At 73.9% G+C, this 20,930-nt stretch carries 18 protein-coding genes; 8 read left to right on the top strand and 10 right to left on the bottom strand.

Annotation, left to right across the window (positions count from 1 at the left end; genetic code table 11):
• Nucleotides 1-11: 11 nt before the first annotated feature.
• The 4 genes from folP to HJG45_RS00515 all read left to right on the top strand — a co-directional run bounded on the left by folP (nucleotide 12) and on the right by HJG45_RS00515 (nucleotide 4,246).
• The gene (folP, locus tag HJG45_RS00530; protein WP_254452206.1) at nucleotides 12-1,109 is read left to right on the top strand and encodes a dihydropteroate synthase; all 1,098 of its coding nucleotides are present in this window, start codon (nucleotides 12-14) and stop codon (nucleotides 1,107-1,109) included.
• A gap of 73 nt (nucleotides 1,110-1,182) precedes the next feature.
• Nucleotides 1,183-2,547 carry a phosphoglucosamine mutase gene (gene glmM / locus HJG45_RS00525; protein WP_171610133.1) on the top strand — a complete coding sequence of 455 codons (1,365 nt, stop codon included), beginning with the start codon at nucleotides 1,183-1,185 and terminating at the stop codon, nucleotides 2,545-2,547.
• Complete coding sequence (thiD, locus tag HJG45_RS00520) at nucleotides 2,544-3,356, top strand: bifunctional hydroxymethylpyrimidine kinase/phosphomethylpyrimidine kinase (protein ID WP_171610132.1); 813 nt, start codon at nucleotides 2,544-2,546, stop codon at nucleotides 3,354-3,356. The genes glmM and thiD overlap by 4 nt, the downstream gene beginning before the upstream one ends.
• Nucleotides 3,356-4,246 (top strand): PhzF family phenazine biosynthesis protein, encoded by an 891-nt coding sequence (locus HJG45_RS00515; protein ID WP_171610131.1) that lies wholly within the window; start codon nucleotides 3,356-3,358, stop codon nucleotides 4,244-4,246. Before thiD ends, HJG45_RS00515 begins: the two co-directional genes overlap by 1 nt.
• 76 nt (nucleotides 4,247-4,322) lie before the next feature.
• Here the strand turns inward: HJG45_RS00515 and HJG45_RS00510 are convergent, their stop codons facing one another.
• The 4 genes from HJG45_RS00510 to HJG45_RS00495 all read right to left on the bottom strand — a co-directional run bounded on the left by HJG45_RS00510 (nucleotide 4,323) and on the right by HJG45_RS00495 (nucleotide 8,279).
• Entirely contained in the window at nucleotides 4,323-5,318 is a 996-nt protein-coding gene (locus tag HJG45_RS00510; RefSeq protein ID WP_171610130.1) for an AI-2E family transporter, read from the bottom strand.
• An 82-nt stretch (nucleotides 5,319-5,400) separates the two neighbouring features.
• Nucleotides 5,401-6,390 (bottom strand): glutathione S-transferase family protein, encoded by a 990-nt coding sequence (locus HJG45_RS00505; RefSeq protein ID WP_408902002.1) that lies wholly within the window; start codon nucleotides 6,388-6,390, stop codon nucleotides 5,401-5,403.
• Nucleotides 6,391-6,436: 46 nt separating this feature from the next.
• Complete coding sequence (locus HJG45_RS00500) at nucleotides 6,437-7,402, bottom strand: tripartite tricarboxylate transporter substrate binding protein (RefSeq protein WP_171610129.1); 966 nt, start codon at nucleotides 7,400-7,402, stop codon at nucleotides 6,437-6,439.
• 1 nt (nucleotide 7,403) lies between these two features.
• Entirely contained in the window at nucleotides 7,404-8,279 is an 876-nt protein-coding gene (locus tag HJG45_RS00495; RefSeq protein ID WP_171610128.1) for an MBL fold metallo-hydrolase, read from the bottom strand.
• Between the two features lie 138 nt (nucleotides 8,280-8,417).
• On the opposite strand from HJG45_RS00495, the gene HJG45_RS00490 reads away from it, so the two are divergent.
• Nucleotides 8,418-10,121 (top strand): cation:proton antiporter, encoded by a 1,704-nt coding sequence (locus tag HJG45_RS00490; RefSeq protein WP_171610127.1) that lies wholly within the window; start codon nucleotides 8,418-8,420, stop codon nucleotides 10,119-10,121.
• A gap of 169 nt (nucleotides 10,122-10,290) precedes the next feature.
• On the opposite strand, the gene HJG45_RS00485 is transcribed toward HJG45_RS00490, so the two are convergent.
• The gene (locus HJG45_RS00485) at nucleotides 10,291-11,397 is read right to left on the bottom strand and encodes a ring-opening amidohydrolase (protein WP_171610126.1); all 1,107 of its coding nucleotides are present in this window, start codon (nucleotides 11,395-11,397) and stop codon (nucleotides 10,291-10,293) included.
• A gap of 59 nt (nucleotides 11,398-11,456) precedes the next feature.
• Here HJG45_RS00485 and HJG45_RS00480 point away from each other — a divergent pair, with 59 nt between their 5' ends.
• Entirely contained in the window at nucleotides 11,457-12,224 is a 768-nt protein-coding gene (locus HJG45_RS00480; RefSeq protein ID WP_171610125.1) for a hypothetical protein, read from the top strand.
• Nucleotides 12,225-12,247: 23 nt separating this feature from the next.
• Here the strand turns inward: HJG45_RS00480 and HJG45_RS00475 are convergent, their stop codons facing one another.
• The 5 genes from HJG45_RS00475 to HJG45_RS00455 form a co-directional block, all read right to left on the bottom strand.
• Entirely contained in the window at nucleotides 12,248-12,796 is a 549-nt protein-coding gene (locus tag HJG45_RS00475) for a LemA family protein (RefSeq protein ID WP_171610124.1), read from the bottom strand.
• 73 nt (nucleotides 12,797-12,869) lie between these two features.
• Nucleotides 12,870-14,387, bottom strand: a complete 1,518-nt coding sequence (locus tag HJG45_RS00470; protein ID WP_171610123.1) for a M48 family metalloprotease — start codon at nucleotides 14,385-14,387, stop codon at nucleotides 12,870-12,872.
• Nucleotides 14,388-14,447: 60 nt separating this feature from the next.
• A complete protein-coding gene (cysG, locus tag HJG45_RS00465; protein ID WP_171610122.1) occupies nucleotides 14,448-15,773 on the bottom strand; it encodes a siroheme synthase CysG in 1,326 nt (441 codons plus the stop codon).
• A gap of 326 nt (nucleotides 15,774-16,099) precedes the next feature.
• On the bottom strand, nucleotides 16,100-17,221 hold the full coding sequence (locus tag HJG45_RS00460; RefSeq protein ID WP_171610121.1) for a CmpA/NrtA family ABC transporter substrate-binding protein: 1,122 nt from the start codon (nucleotides 17,219-17,221) through the stop codon (nucleotides 16,100-16,102).
• A gap of 230 nt (nucleotides 17,222-17,451) precedes the next feature.
• Nucleotides 17,452-18,003 carry an ANTAR domain-containing response regulator gene (locus HJG45_RS00455; RefSeq protein WP_368040483.1) on the bottom strand — a complete coding sequence of 184 codons (552 nt, stop codon included), beginning with the start codon at nucleotides 18,001-18,003 and terminating at the stop codon, nucleotides 17,452-17,454.
• 381 nt (nucleotides 18,004-18,384) lie between these two features.
• Between HJG45_RS00455 and HJG45_RS00450 the strand changes: the two genes are divergently transcribed.
• Together HJG45_RS00450 and HJG45_RS00445 are read left to right on the top strand one after the other, a co-directional pair.
• Nucleotides 18,385-19,359: a tripartite tricarboxylate transporter substrate binding protein gene (locus HJG45_RS00450; protein WP_171610120.1), complete on the top strand. Its 975-nt coding sequence runs from the start codon at nucleotides 18,385-18,387 to the stop codon at nucleotides 19,357-19,359.
• Nucleotides 19,360-19,452: 93 nt separating this feature from the next.
• Nucleotides 19,453-20,877: a M20 family metallopeptidase gene (locus HJG45_RS00445; RefSeq protein WP_171610119.1), complete on the top strand. Its 1,425-nt coding sequence runs from the start codon at nucleotides 19,453-19,455 to the stop codon at nucleotides 20,875-20,877.
• The last annotated feature ends 53 nt before the right edge of the window (nucleotides 20,878-20,930 follow it).

The raw sequence follows: 20,930 nt of genomic DNA, 5'->3' as shown, positions 1-20,930 counted from the left end.
CTGAGGCCCGGATGCCGCGCGCATCCGGGCCGCTGGCCGCCCGCAGCATGACCGAACGCTGGATCGAGCCGCTGGGCCTGTTGCAGGGTCCGGCGGCTTCCGCCTGTCTGGCCCAGGGCATCGCCCTGCCCCTGCAGGGCGGGCCTCTGGCCTTCCCCCTGGTCCGGCTGTTGGCCGAGGGACGCAGCATCGGCATCCTGCCGGTCCAGGCCATCCCCGAGGCCTGGCGCAGCCTGCTGCTGTCGCTGACCCGCCGGCCGCCGGACTTCGCCGGTATCGCCCCGCGCCTCCCCGGCCGGCCGCTGGTGATGGGCATCCTCAACGTCACCCCGGACAGCTTCTCCGATGGCGGCGCGGCGGCGGATGCCGAAGCTGCCATCGCCCGCGGCCATGCCATGCTCGCCGCCGGCGCCGACCTGCTCGATATCGGCGGCGAGAGCACCCGGCCGGGCGCCGATCCGGTGCCGCCGGAGGAGGAGATCCGCCGCATCCTGCCGGTGGTGCGCGAGCTCGCCCGCGCCGCGCCGGTCTCGGTCGACACCCGGCACGCCGCGACCATGGCGGCGGCGCTGGAGGCCGGGGCGGAGATCGTCAACGACGTCACCGCCCTGCGCCACGATGCCGGGGCCGCCGCCCTGGTCGCGGCGGCCGAGGCGCCCACCGTGCTGATGCACATGCCGGGCACTGAGCCACGGACCATGCAGGCCGAGGCGCGCTACGGCGATGTCGTGCTCGAGGTGGCGCGGTTCCTGCGCGAGCGGGTGGCGGCGCTGGAGGCCGAGGGCATCCCCCGCGCCCGCATCGCCGTCGATCCCGGCATCGGCTTCGGCAAGACCATGGCGCACAACCTGGCGCTGCTCGAGCGCCTGCCGCTCTTCGCCGGGCTCGGCTGCCCGGTCCTGGTCGGCCTCTCGCGCAAGCGCTTCCTCGGCCGGCTCAGCGGCATCGCCGAGGCCGGGCGGCGGGCGGTGCCGAGCGTCGCCGGCGCGCTCTTCGCCGCCTCCCGCGGCGCCGCCATCCTGCGCGTGCACGATGTCGCCGAGACGGTGCAGGCGCTCGCCGTCTGGCAGGCCGCGGCGGCGGGCATGGTGCCGGAGGCGGCGGTCTGACGGACCGTTTGATGGACCGGAGGCCCGGCTTTCGCTACTTGGGGGATCGGATCTTCCGCGCAATGGGGCCGACATGACCGCATCCACCCGCCGCCTCTTCGGCACCGACGGCATCCGCGGCACCGCCAACCGCGCGCCCATGGACGCCGCGACGGCGCTGCGCCTCGGCCAGGCGGCCGGCCGCATCTTCAACCGCGGCACGCATCGCCACCGCGTGGTGATCGGCAAGGACACGCGCCTCTCCGGCTACATGCTGGAGCCGGCGCTGACCGCGGGCTTCATCGGCACCGGCATGGACGTGGTCCTGGTCGGGCCGCTGCCGACGCCGGCCATCGCCATGCTGACGCGCAGCCTGCGCGCCGATCTCGGCGTCATGATCAGCGCCTCGCACAACCTCTTCGAGGATAACGGAATCAAACTGTTCGGCCCGGATGGGCTGAAGCTCTCCGACGCGCAGGAGATGCAGATCGAGGCGCTGATGGAGGGCGACCTCGCCGCCGCCCTGGTGCCGCCGGCCCGTCTCGGCCGCGCCAGCCGCATGGAGGATGCGCCCGGCCGCTACATCGAGGCGGCGAAGCAATCCTTCCCGCGCGGCCTGACGCTCGAGAAGCTGCGCATCGTGGTCGATTGCGCACATGGCGCCGCCTACAAGGTGGCGCCCACCGTGCTGTGGGAGCTGGGGGCGGAGGTGGTGCCGGTCGGCGTCTCGCCGGACGGCTTCAATATCAATGACGGCGTCGGCTCCACCGCCCCGGCGAAGCTCGCCGAGGTGGTGCGAGAGCGCCGGGCCGATCTCGGCATCGCGCTCGACGGCGATGCCGACCGGCTGGTGATGGTGGACGAGGCCGGCAACATCGTCGACGGCGACCAGATCCTCGCCCTCATCGCCGGGTCCTGGCAGGCGCAGGAGCGGCTGCGCGGCGGCCATGTCGTCGCCACCGTCATGTCGAACATGGGGCTCGAGCGCTACCTGCGCGAGCGCGGCGTCGGCCTGCTCCGCACCGCGGTCGGCGACCGCTATGTCGGCGAGCGCATGCGCGAGGTCGGCTGCAACCTCGGCGGCGAGCAGTCGGGCCACATGATCATGACCGATTTCGGCACCACCGGGGACGGCCTCATCGCCGCGCTGCAGGTGCTCGCCGTGCTGGTCGAGGAGCGGCGGCCCGCCAGCCAGGTCTGCCGCCGCTTCCAGCCGCTGCCGCAAAAGCTGGTGAATGTCCGCTTCAGCGGCTCCTCGCCCCTGAAGGATGCCGCCGTGCAGCGGGAGATCGCGGCGCAGGAGGAGCGGCTCGGCGAGCGCGGGCGGGTGCTGATCCGCGCCAGCGGCACCGAGCCGGTGATCCGCGTCATGGCCGAGGCGGAAGATGAGCGGCTGGTGGAGGAGACGGTGGCGAGCCTCGCCGAGACCATCCGCTCCCGCGCCAAGGTCCCGGCGTGAAGGGCCGCGTCCTCATCGTCGCCGGCTCGGATTCCGGCGGCGGAGCCGGCATCCAGGCCGACCTCAAGGCGGTGACGGCGCTCGGCGGCTATGCCGCGACGGCCATCACCGCGCTGACGGCGCAGAACACGGAGGGGGTGCAGGGCGTGCTGCCGGTGCCCGCCGACTTCCTGCGTCAGCAGATCCGCCTGGTGCTGCGCGACATCGGCGCCGATGCGTTGAAGACCGGCATGCTGCACGATGCCGAGACCATCGAGGCGGTCTGCGACGAGCTGGCCGCCGAGGCGCCGGGCGTGCCGCTGGTCGCCGATCCGGTCATGGTGGCCAAGGGCGGCCACCGGCTGCTGCAGCCCGAGGCGGTCGAAGCGCTCACCCGCCGCCTGCTGCCGGTCGCCGCCCTGATCACGCCGAACCTGCCCGAGGCGGAGGTGTTGCTCGGCCGCCGCATCCCCGATGCGGCGGCGATGCCCGAGGCGGCCATGGCGCTGCTCGGCCGAGGCGCGCGGGCGGTGCTGCTGAAGGGCGGCCATCTGTCGGGCGAGCTGCTGGTCGACATCCTGGCGACGCCGGCCGGCGTGACCCGCTTCGAGGACCGGCGCATCGAGACGCGCCACACCCATGGCACGGGCTGCACCCTGGCCTCGGCCATCGCTGCGGGGCTGGCGCAGGGCATGAGCCTTGTCGCGGCCGTGGCCCGCGCGCGCGCCTATGTTCGCGCCGCCATCCTCGCCGCGCCCGGGCTCGGCAAGGGGCACGGGCCGCTCGACCATGGCGTGACCATCGATCCGGCGCGGCTCGGCGCCTTCTGATGCGCCGCTTCCGCTTCGTCACCCTCGACGTCTTCACCGACCGCCGCTTCGGCGGCAACCAGCTTGCCGTCTTCCCCGAGGCGCGCGGCCTGGACGAGGCCGAGATGCAGGCATTGGCCGCCGAGTTCAATCTCAGCGAGACCACCTTCGTGCTGCCGCCGCAGGACCCCGCCAATACGGCGCGGGTGCGGATCTTCAACCGCGTCGCGGAGATGCCCTTCGCCGGGCATCCGAGCGTCGGCACGGCCTGGGTGCTGGCGCAGCAGGCGCCGGCGGGTGCAGGGCGGCTGCGGCTCGAGGAGGTCGCCGGGATCGTCGAGGTGGAGCTCTGGCGCGACGCCGCCGGCGCGGTCCGCGGCGCCGCCATCGCCGCGCCGCAGCCGCTCGCGGTCGGCGCGGCCATGCCTGTCGAGGCGATCGCCGCCTGCGCCGGCCTCGATCCGGCGATGGTCGTCACCGCGCGCCACCCGCCGCAGCTCGCCGCCGATGGCGGCAATCCGCGGGTGCTGGTCGAGGTCACGGCAGAGGGGCTGGCCGCCGCCCGGCCCGATCTCGGCGCCTTCCAGCGCTGCGTCGCGGCGCATCCGGCGCTATGCGGCCGGCTCTCGCTCTACCTCTACCGGCGCGAGGGCGAGGGGCTGCGGGCGCGGATGTTCTCGCCGCTGACCGGCACCTGGGAGGATCCGGCGACCGGCAGCGCCGCGACGCCGCTCGCCGGCTTCCTGCTGCATCTCTCGGGCGCGGAGGCGGCGAGCCTCGACATCCTGCAGGGCGTCGAGATGGGGCGCCCCAGCCTGCTGCGGACCACCGCGCGGCGCACCGCCTCCGGCATCCGCGCGACCGTCGGCGGCCATTGCGTGCCGGTGCTGCGCGGCGAGGCGGAGCTGTAATCATTTTCCACGATGCCGCCACGCGGTGTCGTGGCGGCCCCGGCCAGTCTCGACCGTGACGGAGGTTCTCGGCCGATTACGCTGCGGGCGGCTCGCGCTCCAGCCAGCCCTCCACATAGGCCTTCTTTGCCAGCACCAGGCCCAGCGCCGAGAGCGGCGCGGCCAGCGCCACGCCAAGCAGCCCGAACAGCGCTCCGGTCAATACCTGCACGATCAGCAGCAGGGCCGGCGGCAGGTCGGCAGTGCGGGACTGCACCATGGGGGTGAGGAAATTGCCCTCCACCGTCTGCACCAGGACGATGACGCCGACGACCCAGAGGCCGAGGATGGGCTGTTCCGTCATCGCCAGCAGCACCGCCGGCACGCCGCCGATGACCGGGCCGAGCACCGGGATGAAGTTCAGCAGGCCGATGATCGCCGCCAGCAGCCCGGCGAGGGGAATGCCGAGGGCCCAGAAGCCGAGCCAGGTGAGCATGCCCGCGACGATCATGGCGAAGGCTTGGCCGAGCAGCCAGCCGCGCAGCGTATGCCCGATCTCGGCCAGCGTCTCCTCGACCCGCCCGTCGAGTCGCGGGTCGAACAGGCTGCGCAGGCCGCACAGATAGCCCGCCGGCTGCACCGCCAGATAAAGGGCCAGCAGCACCACCAGCACCAGGTTGCCGAGGCCGCCCAGCGTGCTGCCCGCGGCCCGCGCGGCGGCCTGCGCCGCGGTCTCGGCGCCGGAGCCGCTGATGAGCTGGCCCGGCTCGGCCTGGCGCAGCAGCCAGTCGCCCCAGGCGGTGCCGGAGAGCCAGCCGCGCAGGGTCTCGAGCGATTGCGGCAGGCGCTGGGCGAGCTGGGTCGCCTGCTCGGCCAGCGGCCCCGCCGCGGCCCAGCCGGCGAGGCCTAGCGCCGCGACCAGGAGGATGGCGACGATCAGCACCGCGGCCCAGTCGGGCAGGCCGGTGCGGTGGGCGAGCGGCTCCCCGCCGGCCCGCAGGGCGAGGGCGAGCAGCACGGCCGCGAAACCGAGCAATGGCACCTCCGGCACCAGCCAGAGCAGGAGGAACAGCAGCCCGAAGAGGACCAGCACGGAGCCTTGCGCACGCGTCATGGAAGGCGAACGAGGCGCGCCTGCGGCGGTTCCGCTGCCGCTGGCGGCGCGCCGCTGCCGATCAGCCGAGCGGCGCCACCCGCCGCGATCCGGGCGCGTCCAGGCCGAGGATCGGCCCCAGCGGCACGATCCGGCTCGGATTCACCCAGGGGTGGCTCTGATAGTAGTGCCGCTTGATGTGGTCGAAATCGACCGTCCGCCACACACCGGCATGCTGGTAGAGCGAGCGCGTGTAATCCCAGAGGGCAGGGTAATCGACCAGCCGACGCAGGTTGCACTTGAAGTGGCCGTGATAGACCGCGTCGAAGCGGATGAGGGTAGTGAAGAGCCGCCAATCCGCCTCGGTCGCCGCCTCGCCGCAGAGGAAGGGCTGGCGTGCGAGGCGCTCCTCCAGCCAGTCGAGCGTGGCGAAGAGCGGCCGTACCGCCTCCTCATAGGCCACCTGGCTGCGGGCGAAGCCGGCGCGGTAGACGCCGTTGTTGAGCGTGGCGTAGACGCGCTCGTTCACCGCCTCGATCTCGGCGCGCAGCGGCGGCGGGTACCAGTCGCCCGGCCGCGCGCCGATGCCGTCGAAGGCGCTGTTGAGGATGCGGATGACATCGGCGCTCTCGTTGTTGACGATGGTGCCCTCCTGCCGGTCCCAGAGCACCGGCACGGTGGCCCGGCCGCTGTAGCGCGGCGCCGCCTTCGCATAGACCTCGTGCAGGTAGCGGGCGCCGTTCACCGCGTCCGGGATCACGCCCTCGCCTGGCTCGAAGCTCCAGCCCTGCTCGCCCATCAGCCAGTGCGTGACCGAGAGCGAGACCAGCTCCTCCAGCCCCTTCAGATGCCGGACGATCAGCGTGCGATGCGCCCATGGGCAGGCGAGGGAGACATAAAGGTGGTACCGCCCCGCTGCCGGCGCGAAGCGGGTGCCGGGCGCGATGCGGTCGCGGAACTGCGTCTCCGGCCGCTGGAACCGCCCGCCCGACCCCGGCGTGCCGCCCTCATCGGCCTGCCAGGCCCCGTCCACCATCCGGCCCATCATCCGCTCCCATCCGTTGCGGCGCATATGGGGCGCCGGATGCCGCCTGCCAGCGGTGCGGCCGGGGCGGGTCTCAATCGATCCGGATGTTGGCCGCGCGGACGACGCGCGCGTTGAGAGCGTATTGCCGGTCGAGGAAGCGGGCGAACTCCTCCGGCGTGTTCGGCCAGGCGATGCCCCCCATGGCGGTCAGCCGCGCCGCGACGGAGGGTTCGGCGGCAGTGGCATTCAGGGCCTGGTTCAGCTCGTGGCGGAGGCTCTCGGGTGCGCCGACCGGCAGGAAGACGCCGTTCCATTCGAAGGTCTCGAAGCCGGGCAGGCTATCGCCGAGCGCCTCGACGCCCGGCAGCACCTGCACCGGCGCCAGGCCGGTATGGGCGATTACCCGGATCCCGCCGGATCGCAGCAGCGACACGGCGCCCGGCACGTTGCCCACCTGCAGGTCGACGCGGCCGGTGACGACGTCGTTCCGCAGCGCCGGCGCGTCGCGGTAGACGACGTGGTTGATCTCGATCCCGGCCATGGCGTTGAGGAGCGCGAGGGTGATGTGCTGCGCCGAGCCGATGCCGGTGGTACCGGCATCGATTCGCCCCGGCGCCGCCTTCGCCGCGTCGATCAGGCTGCGCACGTTGCGCGGCGGGAAGCGCTCGGCGGCGACGATGGCGTTCGGCGTGACGAGCGAGAGGAAGACCGGCAGGAAATCCTCGCGGGCGCTGTAGGGCAGCTTCGGCCCGAACAGCACCGGGTTCACCGAGAAGGCGGTCGCGTCGTAGAGCAGCGTGTGGCCGTCCGGCGGTGCCCGCGCGACCAGCGATGCGGCGATGGTGCCGGCGGCGCCGGGCCGGTTCTCCACCACATAGGTGCGGCCCGTCCGTTCCCCGAGCCGGCCGAAGAAGAGCCGGCAGACGTTGTCGGCGGTGCCGCCGGCGCCGTAGGCATTGACCACCCGCACCGGCCGGGCCTGCGCCCGCGCGGCGGCGGCGGCGGCGGCGGCGGCGGGCAGGGCGAGGGCGCCGCCGAGCAGTGCCCGGCGATGCATGTCAGGCTTCGGTCGGCATGAAGCGGAAGCCGTCGCCCCAGCGGGTGACATGCCCGGTCGAAGGCGAGGGGAAATGCCCGGTGCAGAGCAGCCGGCCGCTGTCGCAATGGCATTCGAGGAAGCGCCGGCGCGTCGCGGCCGATGCCGCCTGGTCGCTGTCGGCCCGCATGGAGAGCTCGGGATAGCGGGCCTGGAGCGGCGAATGGATCAGGTCGCCGGTCAGCACCGCCGTCGTCTCGCCCTTGCCGAGCTCGACCGCATAGTGGTCGGGCGTATGGCCGGGCGTCGGCGTCAGCCGCACATGGTCGTTCAGCGCCGCGTCCGTGCGCACCAGATCCGCCCGGCCGGCGGCGACGATGGGCAGCACGCTGTCCTCGATGACGGGGTTGGGCGTCTTCTCGTTCTCCGCCGACCAGTAGGTGTATTCCTTCTCGCCGAAGATGTAGCGGGCCTTCGGGAAGGTCGGCACCCAGCGGCCATTCTCCAGCCGCGTGTTCCAGCCGACATGGTCGACATGCAGGTGGGTGCACATGACGTAGTCGATATCCGCGACCGAATAGCCGGTCGCCGCCAGGTTCCGCTCCCAGGTATCGGCGGTCTTCATGTTCCAGAAGGGCCGGTTCGGGCGCGGCTTGTGGTTGCCGACGCAGGTATCGACCAGGATGGTGTGGTGCGGCGTGCGGATCAGGTAGGACTGGATGCAGAGCCGCAGCTTGCCGGTGGCCGGGTCGATGGCCTTCGGCTCGAGCCAGCTCCGGTTCTCGTCCAGCACCTCGCGCGTCAGCGTCGGGAAGAATTCCAACGGATCGAAGAGCGGCGTCTCCTCCTCGATCACGCGATGGATCTCCAGATCGCCCAGCCGGAAGCTGCTGCTCATCCGCGGTCCTCCTTGTCGTCCTTCCCTCCACGGGAGTGTAGCGCCATGGCAGGTCGCCGCCAGCCATTCGTCATCGTGTCGGACCTGTCCCGACTCCTGGCATTGCGCTAAACGCGATCGATGCACTCCGCGGCGCCGATGCTGGCCACGCTGGTCCTGGCGCTGTCCCTCGCGCTCGGCCTCGGCAGCCTCGCGCGCTGGCTGCACCTGCCGCCGCTCTTCGGCTATCTGGTCGCCGGGGTGGCGATCGGCCCGCATACGCCGGGCTTCGTCGGCGATGCGGCGCTCACCGCGACCCTGGCCGAGGTCGGCGTGGCGCTGCTGCTCTTCGGCGTCGGCCTGCATTTCCGGCTGCAGGACCTGCGGGCGGTCTGGCACATCGCCCTGCCGGGCGCGGCGGCGCAGGTGGCGGTCGCCGCGCTGCTCGGCGGGCTGCTCGGCCGCGCGGGTCTCGGCCTCGGCCCGGGCGCGGCGCTGATCTTCGGCCTGGCGCTCGGCATCGCCTCGACCGTGGTGGCGACGCGCATGCTGGCCGAGGCCGGGCAGATCGGCGGCCCGGCGGGGCGGATCGCGCTCGGCTGGCTGGTGGTGCAGGACCTGCTTGCGGTGCTGGCGCTGGTCATGGTGCCCGCCGCGGCGCGGGCGGAGACCGAAGGACTGGCCACCGCCCTGCTCGGCGCGGTGCTGGAGCTGCTCGGCTTCGCCGTCTGCGTGCTGCTGATCGGCCGCCGCGGCCTGCCGGCGCTGCTGGCGCGGCTCGCCCGGGCGCCATCGGGGGAGCTCTTCACCCTCGGCGTCATCGTCGCCGCCCTCGGCACCGCCTATGCCGCCTCCGAGCTGTTCCACGTCTCCTTCGCGCTCGGCGCCTTCTTCGCCGGCATGCTGCTCGGCGAGAGCGATCTTGGCCATCAGGCGGCGGCCGAGGCGATGCCGCTGCAGCGCATCTTCGCGGCCCTGTTCTTCGTCTCGGTCGGCATGCTGCTGGAGCCGGCGGCGCTGCTGGCCGCGCCGCTGCTCTCGCTCGGCGCGCTGCTCGTCGTGCTCTGCGGCATCGGTGGCGCAACCTTCCTGCTGCTGCTCCTCGCCCGCGTCCCGCCGGCGATGGCCGCCACCGTCGCCGGGGCGCTGGCGCAGATCGCCGAATTCTCCTTCCTGCTGACCAGCTACGCGATCGGCCAGGGCCTGCTGCCGCCGGCAGCCAACGCGCCGGTCCTGGCGGCGGCCTTCGGCGGCATCCTGCTGCTGCCGCTCACCCAGCGGGGCTTCGCCTGGCTGGGTGGGCGAGTCGAGGGCTCGGCGGCCTGGCGGCGCCGGAGCGTGGCGCATCCGGCGGCGCTGCTGCTGCGGCCGGAGGCGGCGGGCCTCGCCGACCATGCGATCATCGTCGGCTTCGGGCGGGTGGGCGCCGTCGTGACGGAGGCGCTGCGTCATCACGGGCTCGACCTCGTGGTGATCGATGCCGACCGGCTGGCCGCCGAGCGGGCCCAGGCCCGGGGGCTCGAGGTGCTCTGGGGCGATGCCAGCCGCGCCGAGGTGCTGCGGGCGGCGCGGCCGGAGACGGCGCGGCTGGTCGTGCTCGCCCTGCCGGACGCCGCCGCGGCGCGGCGCGTGCTGCAGCTGGTGCGGGCGGCCAATGCGGCGGTGCAGGTGGCGGTGCGGGTGCATGCCGAGTCCGACCTCGCCTTGCTGCAGGCCGAGGATTGCGTCGGCCTCGCGGTGATGGGCGAGCGGGAGATCGCGCTCGGCATCAGCGATTTCGCGCTGCGTCGGCTGGGGATCGAGGCCGAGGCGGCGCAGGCGACGATCGAGCGCCTGCGGGCCGGCCTGCCCGCCGCGCCATGAGGCGCGCCCAGAGCGTGATCGCTTGAGGTGGACTCACCGAACAGCGTGACTCACGCGATCAAGCAACGGCCTGGACCATGATCCGCGACCCTGTGTGAGCGGATCATGGTCTAGCGGCGCGAAGGCCCGGGCGAACCGGAGGTTTGCGCCCGGCCTTCGAGGGCCGTGATCAACCGCGCCGCGCGATCACCGCGACCGGGCCGCCGCCATCCGGCCCCTGATGCTCGGCGCCGCCGCTGACGAAGAGATCGGTGCGGCCGACCGCGGCGGCGATGACGCCGCCGACCAGGGCGCGGGCATGCCGCGTGGCGTTGATGTCGCTGTCGTCCCACATGATGTGCCGCTGGCCACGGATCAGGCCGGTCGAGGCCGGCTCGGCCTTGGCGAGCACGGCGACCAGGCGCTCCCGCGCCGCGGCGTCGAGCTGGCCGCCATCGCCCGGCAACCCGGCGCCACGCAGCGCCGCCTGCACGGCGGGCAGGTCGATCGCGTCCTGCATCACGGCATGCGCGATGGTGAGGTCGCCGGCCCAGTCGCGGCTGATGCCGAGCACGATCACCTCGTTCCGCAGCAGCTCCACCCCGGCCGAGGTGCTGGCGCGGCCGGAGAAGAGCGACCAGTCGGCGCCGATCGCCGCCTCCGGCACGGCGGCGACCTCGCCGAGGGCCAGCGCCACGCCGAGCGCCGAGGCGCCGCGCGATAGGCCCATGGAATGATAGGTGTCCTCCGTCGCCACCGTCCTTCCACGCACCCTGGCCGCCGCGATCCGCTCGCTGGTCAGCAGCGGGCATTTCACCTGCACGTAGTGCACCGCACCGGCATCGGCGATGCCGGCCGCCGCCATGGCGGCGCGCACGGCAGCCGCGGTCGCCTCGACCTGCGGCGTGCGGCCGATCTCCTCCGGCGCGAAATCGGGCGTGAAGGCCGTGCCGATGGCGAGCGCGCCGGCCGGGTTCGGCGCCGCTTCCTCGGCGATGCCGAGCACCAGGAAATGCGGCGAGAGGCCGCCCTCCGTGCCGCCCGACATCACCAGGGCGACGCGCGCGGCGACCGCCTCCGGCGCCTCGCCGAGATGCCGGCCGAGCATCGCCGACAGCGCCTGCACCGCATAGGCGCGGGTGAAGTCGTTGACGCAGCCATTGCCCTCGGTCTTGCCGAGCACCGCCGCCACCTGCGGTGGTGCGATCGCCCCGGCCGCGAACAGCGCCTCGATCGCCGAGGTGTCGCCGGGATGGCGCATGGGGACGCGATGGAGCAGGGCGCGGCGTGCGGGCATGGGTGGTCCGTCCGACAGATTCGGTGGCACCATAGCCGCCGCGACGGAGGAGGCGAGGGATGTACGAGACGCGCGACCGGGCGGCGGATGGCTACCGCGCGATTCCCGCGGTGTTCCAGTACTCGGCGGGCGTGGCGGCGCTGCCGGGCTTCCGGATCGAGCGGGCCCGCTTCGCCGGGCCCGTGCCGCTGCGGGACGGCTTCGCCCGCATCGCCGAGCACCTGAAGGGGATCGGCCGGCCGCTCACCGCCTTTTGCCAGTGCGAACTGCGCTCGCCGGGACAGTTCACCGAGGAGGGCTTCCGGCAGTTCAACCTGCACTATGCGAAGACGCTCGAGGAATGGGGCATCCTGTCCGAGGGCTGGAACCCGGTGGCGCGCAGCAATGTCTGCCCCGAGCTGGACCCGCCGGCGGAGCCGGGCTTCCACGCCTTCAGCTACACCGTGCCGGAGGCAGGGGAAGCGGCCGCCGCGGCGCCGAGCTTCGTCACCGCCGGCAGCGGCGAGAGCACCGAGGGCAAGGGCAGCTACGAGGAGAAGACCATCGCGCTCGGCGACGCCTCGCCGGCCGGGATGCTGCGCAAGGCGCGCTTCGTGCTGGAGGAGATGGAGCGGCGGATGGCGGCGCTCGGCGGCGGCTGGGGCATGGCCACCGCCTCCCAGGTCTACACCGTCCACGACATCCACCCCTTCCTCGGCGAGGAACTGGCGCGGCGCGGCGCCGCGCGGCACGGCGTCACCTGGCACCTCTGCCGGCCGCCGGTGGTCGGGCTGGAATACGAGATGGACGTGCGCGGCCTGGCGCTGGAGCGGGTGCTGCCGGGCTGAGCCGGGGCGGCGCCGCGCTGCCCTCAGAAGCGGACCACCGGCTTGGCCTTCGCCTCGGCCGGCGCCTCGAAATAGGCTTCCGGGCCGAAGCCGAGGGGGCCGGCGAGCAGGCTGCCGGGCAGCGTCTGGGTGCGGTTGTTGTAGGCGAGCACCGCATCGTTGAAGAACTGCCGGGCGAAGGCGATGCGGTTCTCGGTCGTCGCCAGCTCCTCCTGCAGCCGCTGCATGGGCTCGCTCGCGCGCAGCGCCGGCACCGCCTCGGCGAGCGCCATCAACCCCTGCACCTGCCGCCCGAGCGTCGCCTCGGCCGCGGCGCGGGCGGGGATCGCGGCGCCGGCCGCCGTCGCCTGCCGGCGCGCCTCCAGGATGCGATCGAAGATGCCGCTCTCGTGCTGCATGTAGCCGCGCGCTGTCTCGACCAGGTCCGGGATCAGGTCGCTGCGGCGCAGGAGCTGCACCTCGATCTGCGACCAGGCGTTGCGGATGCGGTTCCGCGCCGTGACCAGCCCGTTGTAGAGCAGGCCGGCCAGGACCAGCAGCAGGACGACGAGGCCGAGGATCCACCAGGCCATGCGGGCTTCCTTCAGAGCGTGATCGCTTGAGGTGGACGCACCGAAAGCGTGAATCACGCGATCAAACATTGGTCTAGAGGCGGAGGACGAGCGAGGCGAGCGCCGCCCCGCCCATGAGGGAGAACAGCGCCGCGCCGAGCATGAGCATGCCGACCATGATGGCCAGCACGACGGTGAGCGGCACCAGCAGCGCCGTCAGGCCGATCACCAGCGCCGCCTTCCAGCCGCGCAGCGCCGCGAGGCCGCGCAGCTCTTGCCCGAGCGTCCGCGCCTGCCCCCCCTCGGCGCCGAGCGCGGCGAGACGCGCCAGCCGGCGCCGGATCGGCGGGGTGAGGGGGAAGGCCAGGCTGGCCCGCTCGCGAAAGCCGGGGCCGTGGCCCTGCTGCGGCGCATGGAACAGGCCGAGCTCCTGCAGCCCGCCGCCGGGCGGCAGGCCCGCCGCGTCGATCCGGCGCAGCGCCGCGGCCAGCGCCTCGGGATCGCGCAGCAGCTCGACCGCCCCGGCATCGGCCCGGTAGCGCCGCGTCCGCCACAGCAGGCCGAGCGGCCAGCCGAAGACGAAGAGCATCCAGAGCGCGACGAGCAGCTTCTGCGCCAGGGTCAGCAGCACCCAGGGGATGAGCGGCGCCACCAGCAGGGCGCCGAGGGGCGGCCAGCGGTCGGCGATGCCGAGCACCCGGTTCATGGCATCCATCGAACTCGCCGAGGCGCTGGCGGCGAGGCCGGCGCGCAGCCGGTCGGCCTCGGCCGCGGGCAGGCCGCCGGCCAACGCCAGCAGCAGGTCGCGCAGGGTCGTCCAGGCGCCGCGGCGGAAGGGCAGGTCGAAGACCAGGACCATGGCGCCGACCGTGCCCAGCACCGCCTCCACCGCGGCGGCGAGCCGCAGGTCGCCCTGGCCCGTCGCGGCGAGGAGATGCGCGACCACGCCCTGGGTCTGCCGCCGGTCCAGCCGCTCGAGCAGCCCGCGCGTGGCGATCACCACCGCCTCCCGGTGCGAGGCGCCGAAGGCCCCGGCATTCGGCTCCGGCGCGTCGACCATCAGCAGGCGCGGCACCGGTTGGCCGGCGGCGAGGGCGAGCTCGGCCAGGATGTTGCCGAGCTGGTGCTCCTCGGCATCCTGCCGGCGCGGCGGGCGGGCCCGCAGGTCGGCCGCGGCGGAGGCGGCGGCGCTGCGGCGGTAGAAGCGGGCGAGGCCGGCCCAGAGCAGCATGGCCGCCAGCATCCCCGGCAGCAGCAGGCCCGCGCCGTCGAGCATCGCGGCCAGCGCCATCGGCAGGTCGCCCGGCCGCTGGGCTGCCGCCAGCAGGTCGAAACCCCGGTCGAGGGCGCGGAGATGCCCGGCGGTCCAGCCCTCCAGCCCATGCAGGGCGTGCCGCATCGCCCCCGGCGCGAGGCCGAGCCAAGCGAGGAGCCGAAGCCCCGCCGCGGCGAGGATCAGCAGCAGCGGCCCGGCGATGGTGCTGAGCGCGGCGCCGATGCCGGCGGCGAGGGCGAGGCAGAGCAGGCCCCAGAGCCGCGCCTGCCGCCGCCGGCGCGACTGCTCGGCGGCGAAGCTGGTACGCGCCACGGGGATTGCATCGGCATCCGGCATCGCTCCCGCTTACCGCCTGGCGGAGCCGCGGGCTGTGCGGTGGCGCATCTCCCACCGCGATCAGGCGGCGAGCGGGGCGCCTGCCGCGCTGCCGCCGGCGGGGCCGCGACCGACCGCCGCGCCGACCAGCAGCAGCGCCGGCCCGCCCTCGACCCAGCCGGGCGCCTGCTCGGTCACCTCCTGCAGCGTGCCGCGCAGCACCCGCTGCCGGCCGGTGCCGCCGCGCTCGATCACCGCCGCCGGCGTCGCCGGGTCGAGCCCGTCGGCGACCAGCCCGTCGCGGATCGCCGGCAGCATGGCGATGCCCATGTAGATGGCGAGCGTCTGGTCCGGCCGCGCCAGGCCGGCGACATCGACGCCGCCCTCGCGCCGGTGGCCGGTGACGAAGGTGACGGCGCGGGCGGCCTCGCGATGCGTCAGCGGGATGCCGGCGCCAGCGGCGCAGGCGAGGGCGGCGGTGACCCCGGGGACGATCTCGCAGGCGATCCCGGCCGCGGCCAGCGCCTCCGCCTCCTCGCCGCCGCGGCCGAAGATGAGCGGGTCGCCGCCCTTCAGCCGCACCACCCGCTTGCCCTCCCGCGCGAGGCGGACCAGCAGGGCGTTGATCTCCTCCTGCCGCAGGCAGTGATCGGCGCCCGACTTGCCGACCAGGATGCGCTCGGCATCGCGCCGGGCGAGCTCCAGCACCTCCTCCGTGCCGAGCCGGTCATGCACGATGACATCCGCCTCGCCGAGCAGGCGGAGGGCGCGGAGCGTCAGCAGGTCGCCGGCGCCGGGCCCGGCGCCGACCAGATGCACCACGCCCGGCGGCGCCGCATCGGCACCGGCAAGCGCCGCGGCGAGGGCGGCATCCGCCTCGGCCTCCCGCCCCGCCATGGCCAGGTCGGCGGCCGGGCCGGAGAGGGCGGCGTCGAGGAAGCGGCGGCGGGCGGCGAGATCGGGCAGGCGCTGCCGCACCGCCGCCTTGCAGCGCTCCGCCATGGCCGCGACGCGGCCGAGCCCGGCCGGCAGCACCGCCTCGATCCTTTGCCGCAGCTGCCGCGCCAGCACCGGCGCGGCGCCGCCGGTCGAGACGGCGACGGTGACCGGGGCGCGGTCGATGATCGACGGCATCAGCGCGGTGCAGAGCGCCGGCCTGTCGACCACGTTGACCGGGATGCCGCGGGCGCGGCAGGCGGCGGCGAGGGCGTGCAATTCCGCCGGCTCGGCATCGGCGCCGATGGCGATGGCGCAGCCCTCGAGCAACTCGGGGGCGAAGCGCTCGGCGAAGCGGATGGTGGCGCCGGCCTGGCGCAGCAGATCGGCCTTCCGCTCGGCGACCTCGCCGGTGCCGAGGACCAGCGCGACCCGGCCCTGGAGGTCGAGGAAGACGGGAAAATGCAGCATGGGGGCTTCCGGCTAGAGCAGATCCCGATCAGGTGGATTCACCTGATCGGGTGAAGATGCTTTGAAAACAACAGGCTGGAGCATTGGGCGTGAACGCATGTGAACGGACAATGCTCCAGACGCTTCGGCATGTGGCCGCCGGCCGGCGGCGCGGCAAGCCGACCCTTGGGCAGGAGACGCCGGGCCGCGCCTTAAGTGCCTCCTGAAACCGTCGCTTCCCATTGCCCTGCTGCGGCTTTGCCGCAGCAGGCTGGACGGTTTCCCGGGCGGGAGGGACTCCCCCCGGGGTCCCCACAAAGCCGCGCAGCGGTTTCGCGGGGAGTTTCTCAGCGCCGGGCCTCGGCCGCCTCGCCCGGCGGCGGCGCGGGGGGCGGCGGCTCCACCTCGCGCAGGCGGGCGGCGGCGGCGCGCCAGATATCCTGCCGCCAGGGCGCGAGGGCGGTCGTCTCGGCAAGGCCGGGCGGCACATGGCCCCAACGGCGCATCTGCCGCAGCCACCAGGCGGCCTGCTCGCGGCGCGGCAGGGTGGCGGTGCGGAAGCGCAGCGGCGCCGCCTGCGGCCAGCCCTCTGCGGTGCCCTCGAAGGCGGCGGCGATCTCCCGCTCGCCGAGCTCGGGGAAGAGGCGGTGCTGCAGGATCCGCACCGCCTCGGCCTGGTTCTCCGGCGCGTCCAGCCAGCGGCTGGCGGCGATGACGGCGGCGGTGCAGGCGATGGCGCTCTCCGGGTCGCGCCCGGCATAGCCGGCGGCGAAGGCGAGGACCTTCTCCGGATGGTTCGGCCAGATATCGCCCGAGGAGAGCACGATGCTGCCGAGGCCGCGCTCCGCCGCATGGCTGCCCCAGGGCTCGCCGGCGCAGAAGCCGTCGATCGCGCCCTCGGCGAGCCGGCTGGCGCAGAGCGGCGGCGGCACGGTGACGAGGCGGAGGTCGCGGTCGGGATCGAGCCCGCCGGAGGCGAGCCACCAGCGCAGCAGGTAGTTGTGCGAGGAATAGGGGAAGACCACGCCGAGCGTGACCGGCCGGCTGGCGGCGGTGCGGCGGCGCAGGGCGGCGGCGAAGGCGGCGGCGGGCAGCGGCCGGGCGAAGCGGCCGAGCGTCTCGGCCAGCGGCAGCGAGAGGGTGAGGGTATGGCCGTTCGCCCCGAGCCCGGCGCCGATCGTGACCAGGGAGCGGACCCCGTCCAGCCCGGCGGCGAGGGCGATCGGCATCGGGCCGAGGAGCTGCGCTGCATCCAGCGCGCCGAAGGCCAGCTTGTCGCGCACCGCCGCCCAGGCGCCCTCGGCCGAGAGGGTCACCCGCAGCCCCACCGCATCGAACAGGCCGAGTTCCTCGGCGACGAGCAGCGGCGCGGCGTCGGTGAGCTGAAGGAAGCCGAGACGGAGGGTGCGCAGGGCCGGCCGGCGGAGGGCGGGACGAGGCAGGGCAGGGTCCAGGATCTCAGAGGGCACGGGATCGGAACTCCGGCCGGCGGCGGCCAGCGGCGGGCCGCCATTGGGCCGCGGGACAGGGGCGGCAGGATCCGGCCTCGGCGGCATCCGGGCCGGCTGGCCCACGCCGTTGCGGGCCGTCATGCCAAGCTGGGATCAGCCAAGCGAAGGATGGGGCGAGGGTCAAGGACAATTGCGCACTTCTTGGTCATATGGCGGGATATCAGCCATTATTGCCGCAACAATGAACATCATGCCTTCGTCTTGCCCACGATCTCGGCGGCCACCGCGGCCAGCTTCTGCCCGCGATCCATCGCCAGGCGCCGCAACCGCCGGTAGGCCTCCGGTTCGCTCAGCCGGTGCCGCTGCATGAGCAGCGCCTTGGCGCGGTCGACCAGTTTGCGCTCCTCGAGGTCCTGCCGCGCCAGGGCCAGCTCCTCGCGCAGCGCCTGGTGCGCCCGGAAGCGGCGGATCGCCACCTCGATGACCGGCCGCACCCGCGCCGGCGCCATGCCTTCCACCACATAGGCGGCGACGCCGGCCGCCAGCGCCGCCTCGATCTGCTCCGGCTCGGCCTTCTCGGCGAAGAGCACGACCGGGCGTGGCTCGTCCCGGTGCAGCGCCCGCATGCCCTCGAGCTCGTCGCGCGAAGGGTCGTCCAGGTCGCAGACGATCACCTCGGCGCCCGACTCCCGCACCGCCCGCGTCAGCTCCGCCGTGCCGGCCACGGTGCCGACGACCACGCATCCGGCCGCGGCCAGCCCCGCCTCGACGGCGGCGGCCCGGTCGGTGTCACTGTCCACAAGCAAGACGCGCAGAGCCCGGCCCCCCGGAAGCATGCCAGGCAGCAAGGCACGGATCGTGCCGCGTTACGGAGATGGACCGCGCCGGGCGGGAAGGGCCAGGATTGGCGCAAGGCCAACGGCATGAATGACCCATTCACGCCGAGCGCCCGAACGGGCGCCGCCGATTGTGCCTGACGACGCGTCACGCCGAAGGCGTGCTGTTCGCATGTCACGCCAAAGGCGTGCTGTTCGCATGTCACGCCAAAGGCGTGCTGTTCGCACGACGCGAAGGCCCGGGCAAACCGGAGGTTTGCGCCCGGCGCCAAGGGGCACTGGATGGGGGACGTTGATGTGTCAGCATCGACGGCCGTTGGTGAAGGCCAACAGGGAGAAAGGCCGATGCCGCATCGCCCCGCCCGCCGCGCGCTGCTGGCCGCGGCTGGGCTCGCCGGCCCCGTCCGGCCGGCCCTTGCCCAGCCGGAAGGCTGGCCTGCCCGGCCCGTGCGCATCGTCGTGCCCTTCACGCCGGGCGGCAGCAACGACGCCATCGCCCCGCCGCTGGCCGAGCGGCTGCAGGCCCGCTTCGGCCAGCCCTTCCCGGTGGAGAACCGGCCGGGGGCGGGCAGCGCGGTCGGGGTGCAGGCGGTGGCGCAGAGCCCGCCGGACGGCCAGACCCTGCTGCTGACCACTTCCTCCATCGCCGCCATCGGCCCGGTGCAGGGCAGCGGCTTCGACCCGACCGCCGATCTCGACGCCGTGGCGCTGCTGGCCCGGGCGCCGCTGGTCGTGGTGACGCCGCCGGCCTCGCCGATCGAGTCCATCGCCGCCCTGCTGACCGCCGATCGGGCGCGGCCGGGGCGCATCACCTTCGCCAGCTCCGGCCCCGGCAGCACCACGCATATCGCCACGGCGCTGTTCAACCTGCGCGCCGGCACGCAATTGCAGCATGTGCCCTATCGCGGCACGGCTGGGGCGCTGACCGATTTGGTCGCCGGGCGGGTGGACGTGATGTTCACCACCATCGCCAGCGCCGCCGGGCAGATCCGCGGCGGGCTGCTGCGGGTGATCGCCTATACCGGGCCGGAGCGGGTGCCCGGCAGCCCGCCGGCCCCGACGGTGCAGGAGGCCGGGATCGACTACGAGGCCGGCATCTGGTGGGGCCTCTTCGCGCCGCGCGGCCTGCCGTCCGTCCTGCGCGGCCGGCTGAACGCGGCGGTGAACGAGGCGCTGCAGGCCCTGGACTTCGCCCGCGTGCTCACCGGCGAGGGCGCGATCCCGATGCCGCTGCCGCCGGCCGGGCTCGACGCCTTCCTCGCCGCCGAGGTGCGGACCATGCGCGAGGTGGTGGCGGCGGCGCATATCCGGGCGGATTGACCGGTGCCTCGTCGCGGCGCCCAAGATGGCGCGACCGGGCGATGGATGGCGCCGGCCCCCGATGACTTGGAGACGGCGCGAGGAAGGAATGCCATGCAGAACACCGAGGCGATCTGGCAACTGGTCGAGGCCCGGCGCGCCGATTTCGAGGCACTCTCCGACCGCATCTGGCACATGCCGGAGCTGGCCTATACCGAGACCCGCTCCTGCGCCGAGCATGCCGCCATGCTGCGCCAGCAGGGCTTCCGGGTGACCGAGCAGCTCGCCGGCATCCCGACCGCCGTGATGGGCGAGGCGGGGGAGGGCGGGCCGGTGATCGCCATTCTCGGGGAGTACGACGCGCTGCCGGGCCTGTCGCAGGAGGCCGGCCTGGCCGAGCCGCGGCCGCTGCCCGGGCCGGGCTATGGGCATGGCTGCGGCCACAACCTGCTCGGCTCCGCCTCGCTTCTCGCCGCGACCGCGGTGAAGGACTGGCTCGCGGCCGAGGGGCTGCCGGGGCGGGTGCGCTACTATGGCTGCCCGGCCGAGGAGGGCGGCGCCGCCAAGGGCTTCATGGTCCGCGACGGCGCCTTCGCCGATGTCGACATCGCCATCTCCTGGCATCCGGCGGCCTTCGCGGCGGTGCAGGAGGCGGTCTCGCTGGCCAATACCCGCATCGATTTCAGCTTCGCCGGCCGCGCCAGCCACGCCGCGGCGGCGCCGCATCTCGGCCGCAGCGCGCTGGATGCGGTCGAGCTGATGAATGTCGGCGTCAACTACATGCGCGAGCACATGCCGAGCGATGCCCGCGTGCACTACGCCTATCTCGATGCCGGCGGCGTCGCGCCGAACGTGGTGCAGCCGACGGCCAAGGTGCGGTACCTGATCCGCGCCCGCGACCTGGTGGAGTTGCGGCGGCTGATCGCGCGGGTGCGCAAGATCGCCGAGGGCGCGGCGTTGATGACCGAGACGCGGGTCGAGGCGAAGGTGGTCTCCGGCGTCTCCAACCTGCTCGGCAACCTGCCGCTCGAGCGCGCCATGCAGGCCAATCTCGACCGGCTCGGCCCGCCTCCCTTCGATGCGGCCGACCGAGCCAAGGCGGCGGAGTTCCAGGCGACGCTCACCGAGGAGGACATCCAGGCCTCCTGGCGGCGGATCGGCCTGCCGATGCGCCAGGGCGTGCCGCTCTGCGACGTGGTGGTGCCGCTCGAGGTGCGGGGGGCGCCGATGATGGGCTCGACCGATGTCGGCGACGTCTCCTGGGTGGTGCCGACCGTGCAGGCGCGGGGCGCAACCTATGCCATCGGCACGCCCGGCCATTCCTGGCAGCTCACCGCCCAGGGCATGCTGCCGGCGGCGCATAAGGGCATGGTGCATGTGGCGAAGGTGATGGCGGGGACGGCGGTGGACTGCCTGCGCGACCCGGCGCTGGTCGCCGCCGCCAGGGCCGACCTCGCCGAGCGCACCGCGGGCAATCCCTATGAGCCGGTGCTCTCGCCCGATGTGCAGCCGCCCTTCGACATGTCGAAGGCGGCATAATGGCATTGGCCCTCGAACGCCGGGCGCAAAGCTCCGGTTTGCTTGGCTTCGCG

Source organism: Roseicella sp. DB1501 (assembly GCF_013112485.1).
In the GTDB taxonomy this organism is placed as follows: Bacteria; Pseudomonadota; Alphaproteobacteria; order Acetobacterales; family Acetobacteraceae; genus Paracraurococcus.
This window is presented reverse-complemented; position numbering and strand designations above follow the sequence as displayed.

Bases quoted from the DNA above. Each gene is read 5' to 3' on its own strand.
- folP (WP_254452206.1), top strand. From the start codon at position 12: ATGCCGCGCGCATCCGGGCCGCTGGCCGCCCGCAGCATGACCGAACGC.
- glmM (WP_171610133.1), top strand. From the start codon at position 1,183: ATGACCGCATCCACCCGCCGCCTCTTCGGCACCGACGGCATCCGCGGC.
- HJG45_RS00515 (WP_171610131.1), top strand. From the start codon at position 3,356: ATGCGCCGCTTCCGCTTCGTCACCCTCGACGTCTTCACCGACCGCCGC.
- HJG45_RS00505 (WP_408902002.1), bottom strand. From the start codon at position 6,390: ATGCGCCGCAACGGATGGGAGCGGATGATGGGCCGGATGGTGGACGGG.
- HJG45_RS00500 (WP_171610129.1), bottom strand. From the start codon at position 7,402: ATGCATCGCCGGGCACTGCTCGGCGGCGCCCTCGCCCTGCCCGCCGCC.
- HJG45_RS00495 (WP_171610128.1), bottom strand. From the start codon at position 8,279: ATGAGCAGCAGCTTCCGGCTGGGCGATCTGGAGATCCATCGCGTGATC.
- HJG45_RS00490 (WP_171610127.1), top strand. From the start codon at position 8,418: ATGCTGGCCACGCTGGTCCTGGCGCTGTCCCTCGCGCTCGGCCTCGGC.
- HJG45_RS00485 (WP_171610126.1), bottom strand. From the start codon at position 11,397: ATGCCCGCACGCCGCGCCCTGCTCCATCGCGTCCCCATGCGCCATCCC.
- HJG45_RS00480 (WP_171610125.1), top strand. From the start codon at position 11,457: ATGTACGAGACGCGCGACCGGGCGGCGGATGGCTACCGCGCGATTCCC.
- HJG45_RS00475 (WP_171610124.1), bottom strand. From the start codon at position 12,796: ATGGCCTGGTGGATCCTCGGCCTCGTCGTCCTGCTGCTGGTCCTGGCC.
- HJG45_RS00470 (WP_171610123.1), bottom strand. From the start codon at position 14,387: ATGCCGGATGCCGATGCAATCCCCGTGGCGCGTACCAGCTTCGCCGCC.
- cysG (WP_171610122.1), bottom strand. From the start codon at position 15,773: ATGCTGCATTTTCCCGTCTTCCTCGACCTCCAGGGCCGGGTCGCGCTG.
- HJG45_RS00450 (WP_171610120.1), top strand. From the start codon at position 18,385: ATGCCGCATCGCCCCGCCCGCCGCGCGCTGCTGGCCGCGGCTGGGCTC.
- HJG45_RS00445 (WP_171610119.1), top strand. From the start codon at position 19,453: ATGCAGAACACCGAGGCGATCTGGCAACTGGTCGAGGCCCGGCGCGCC.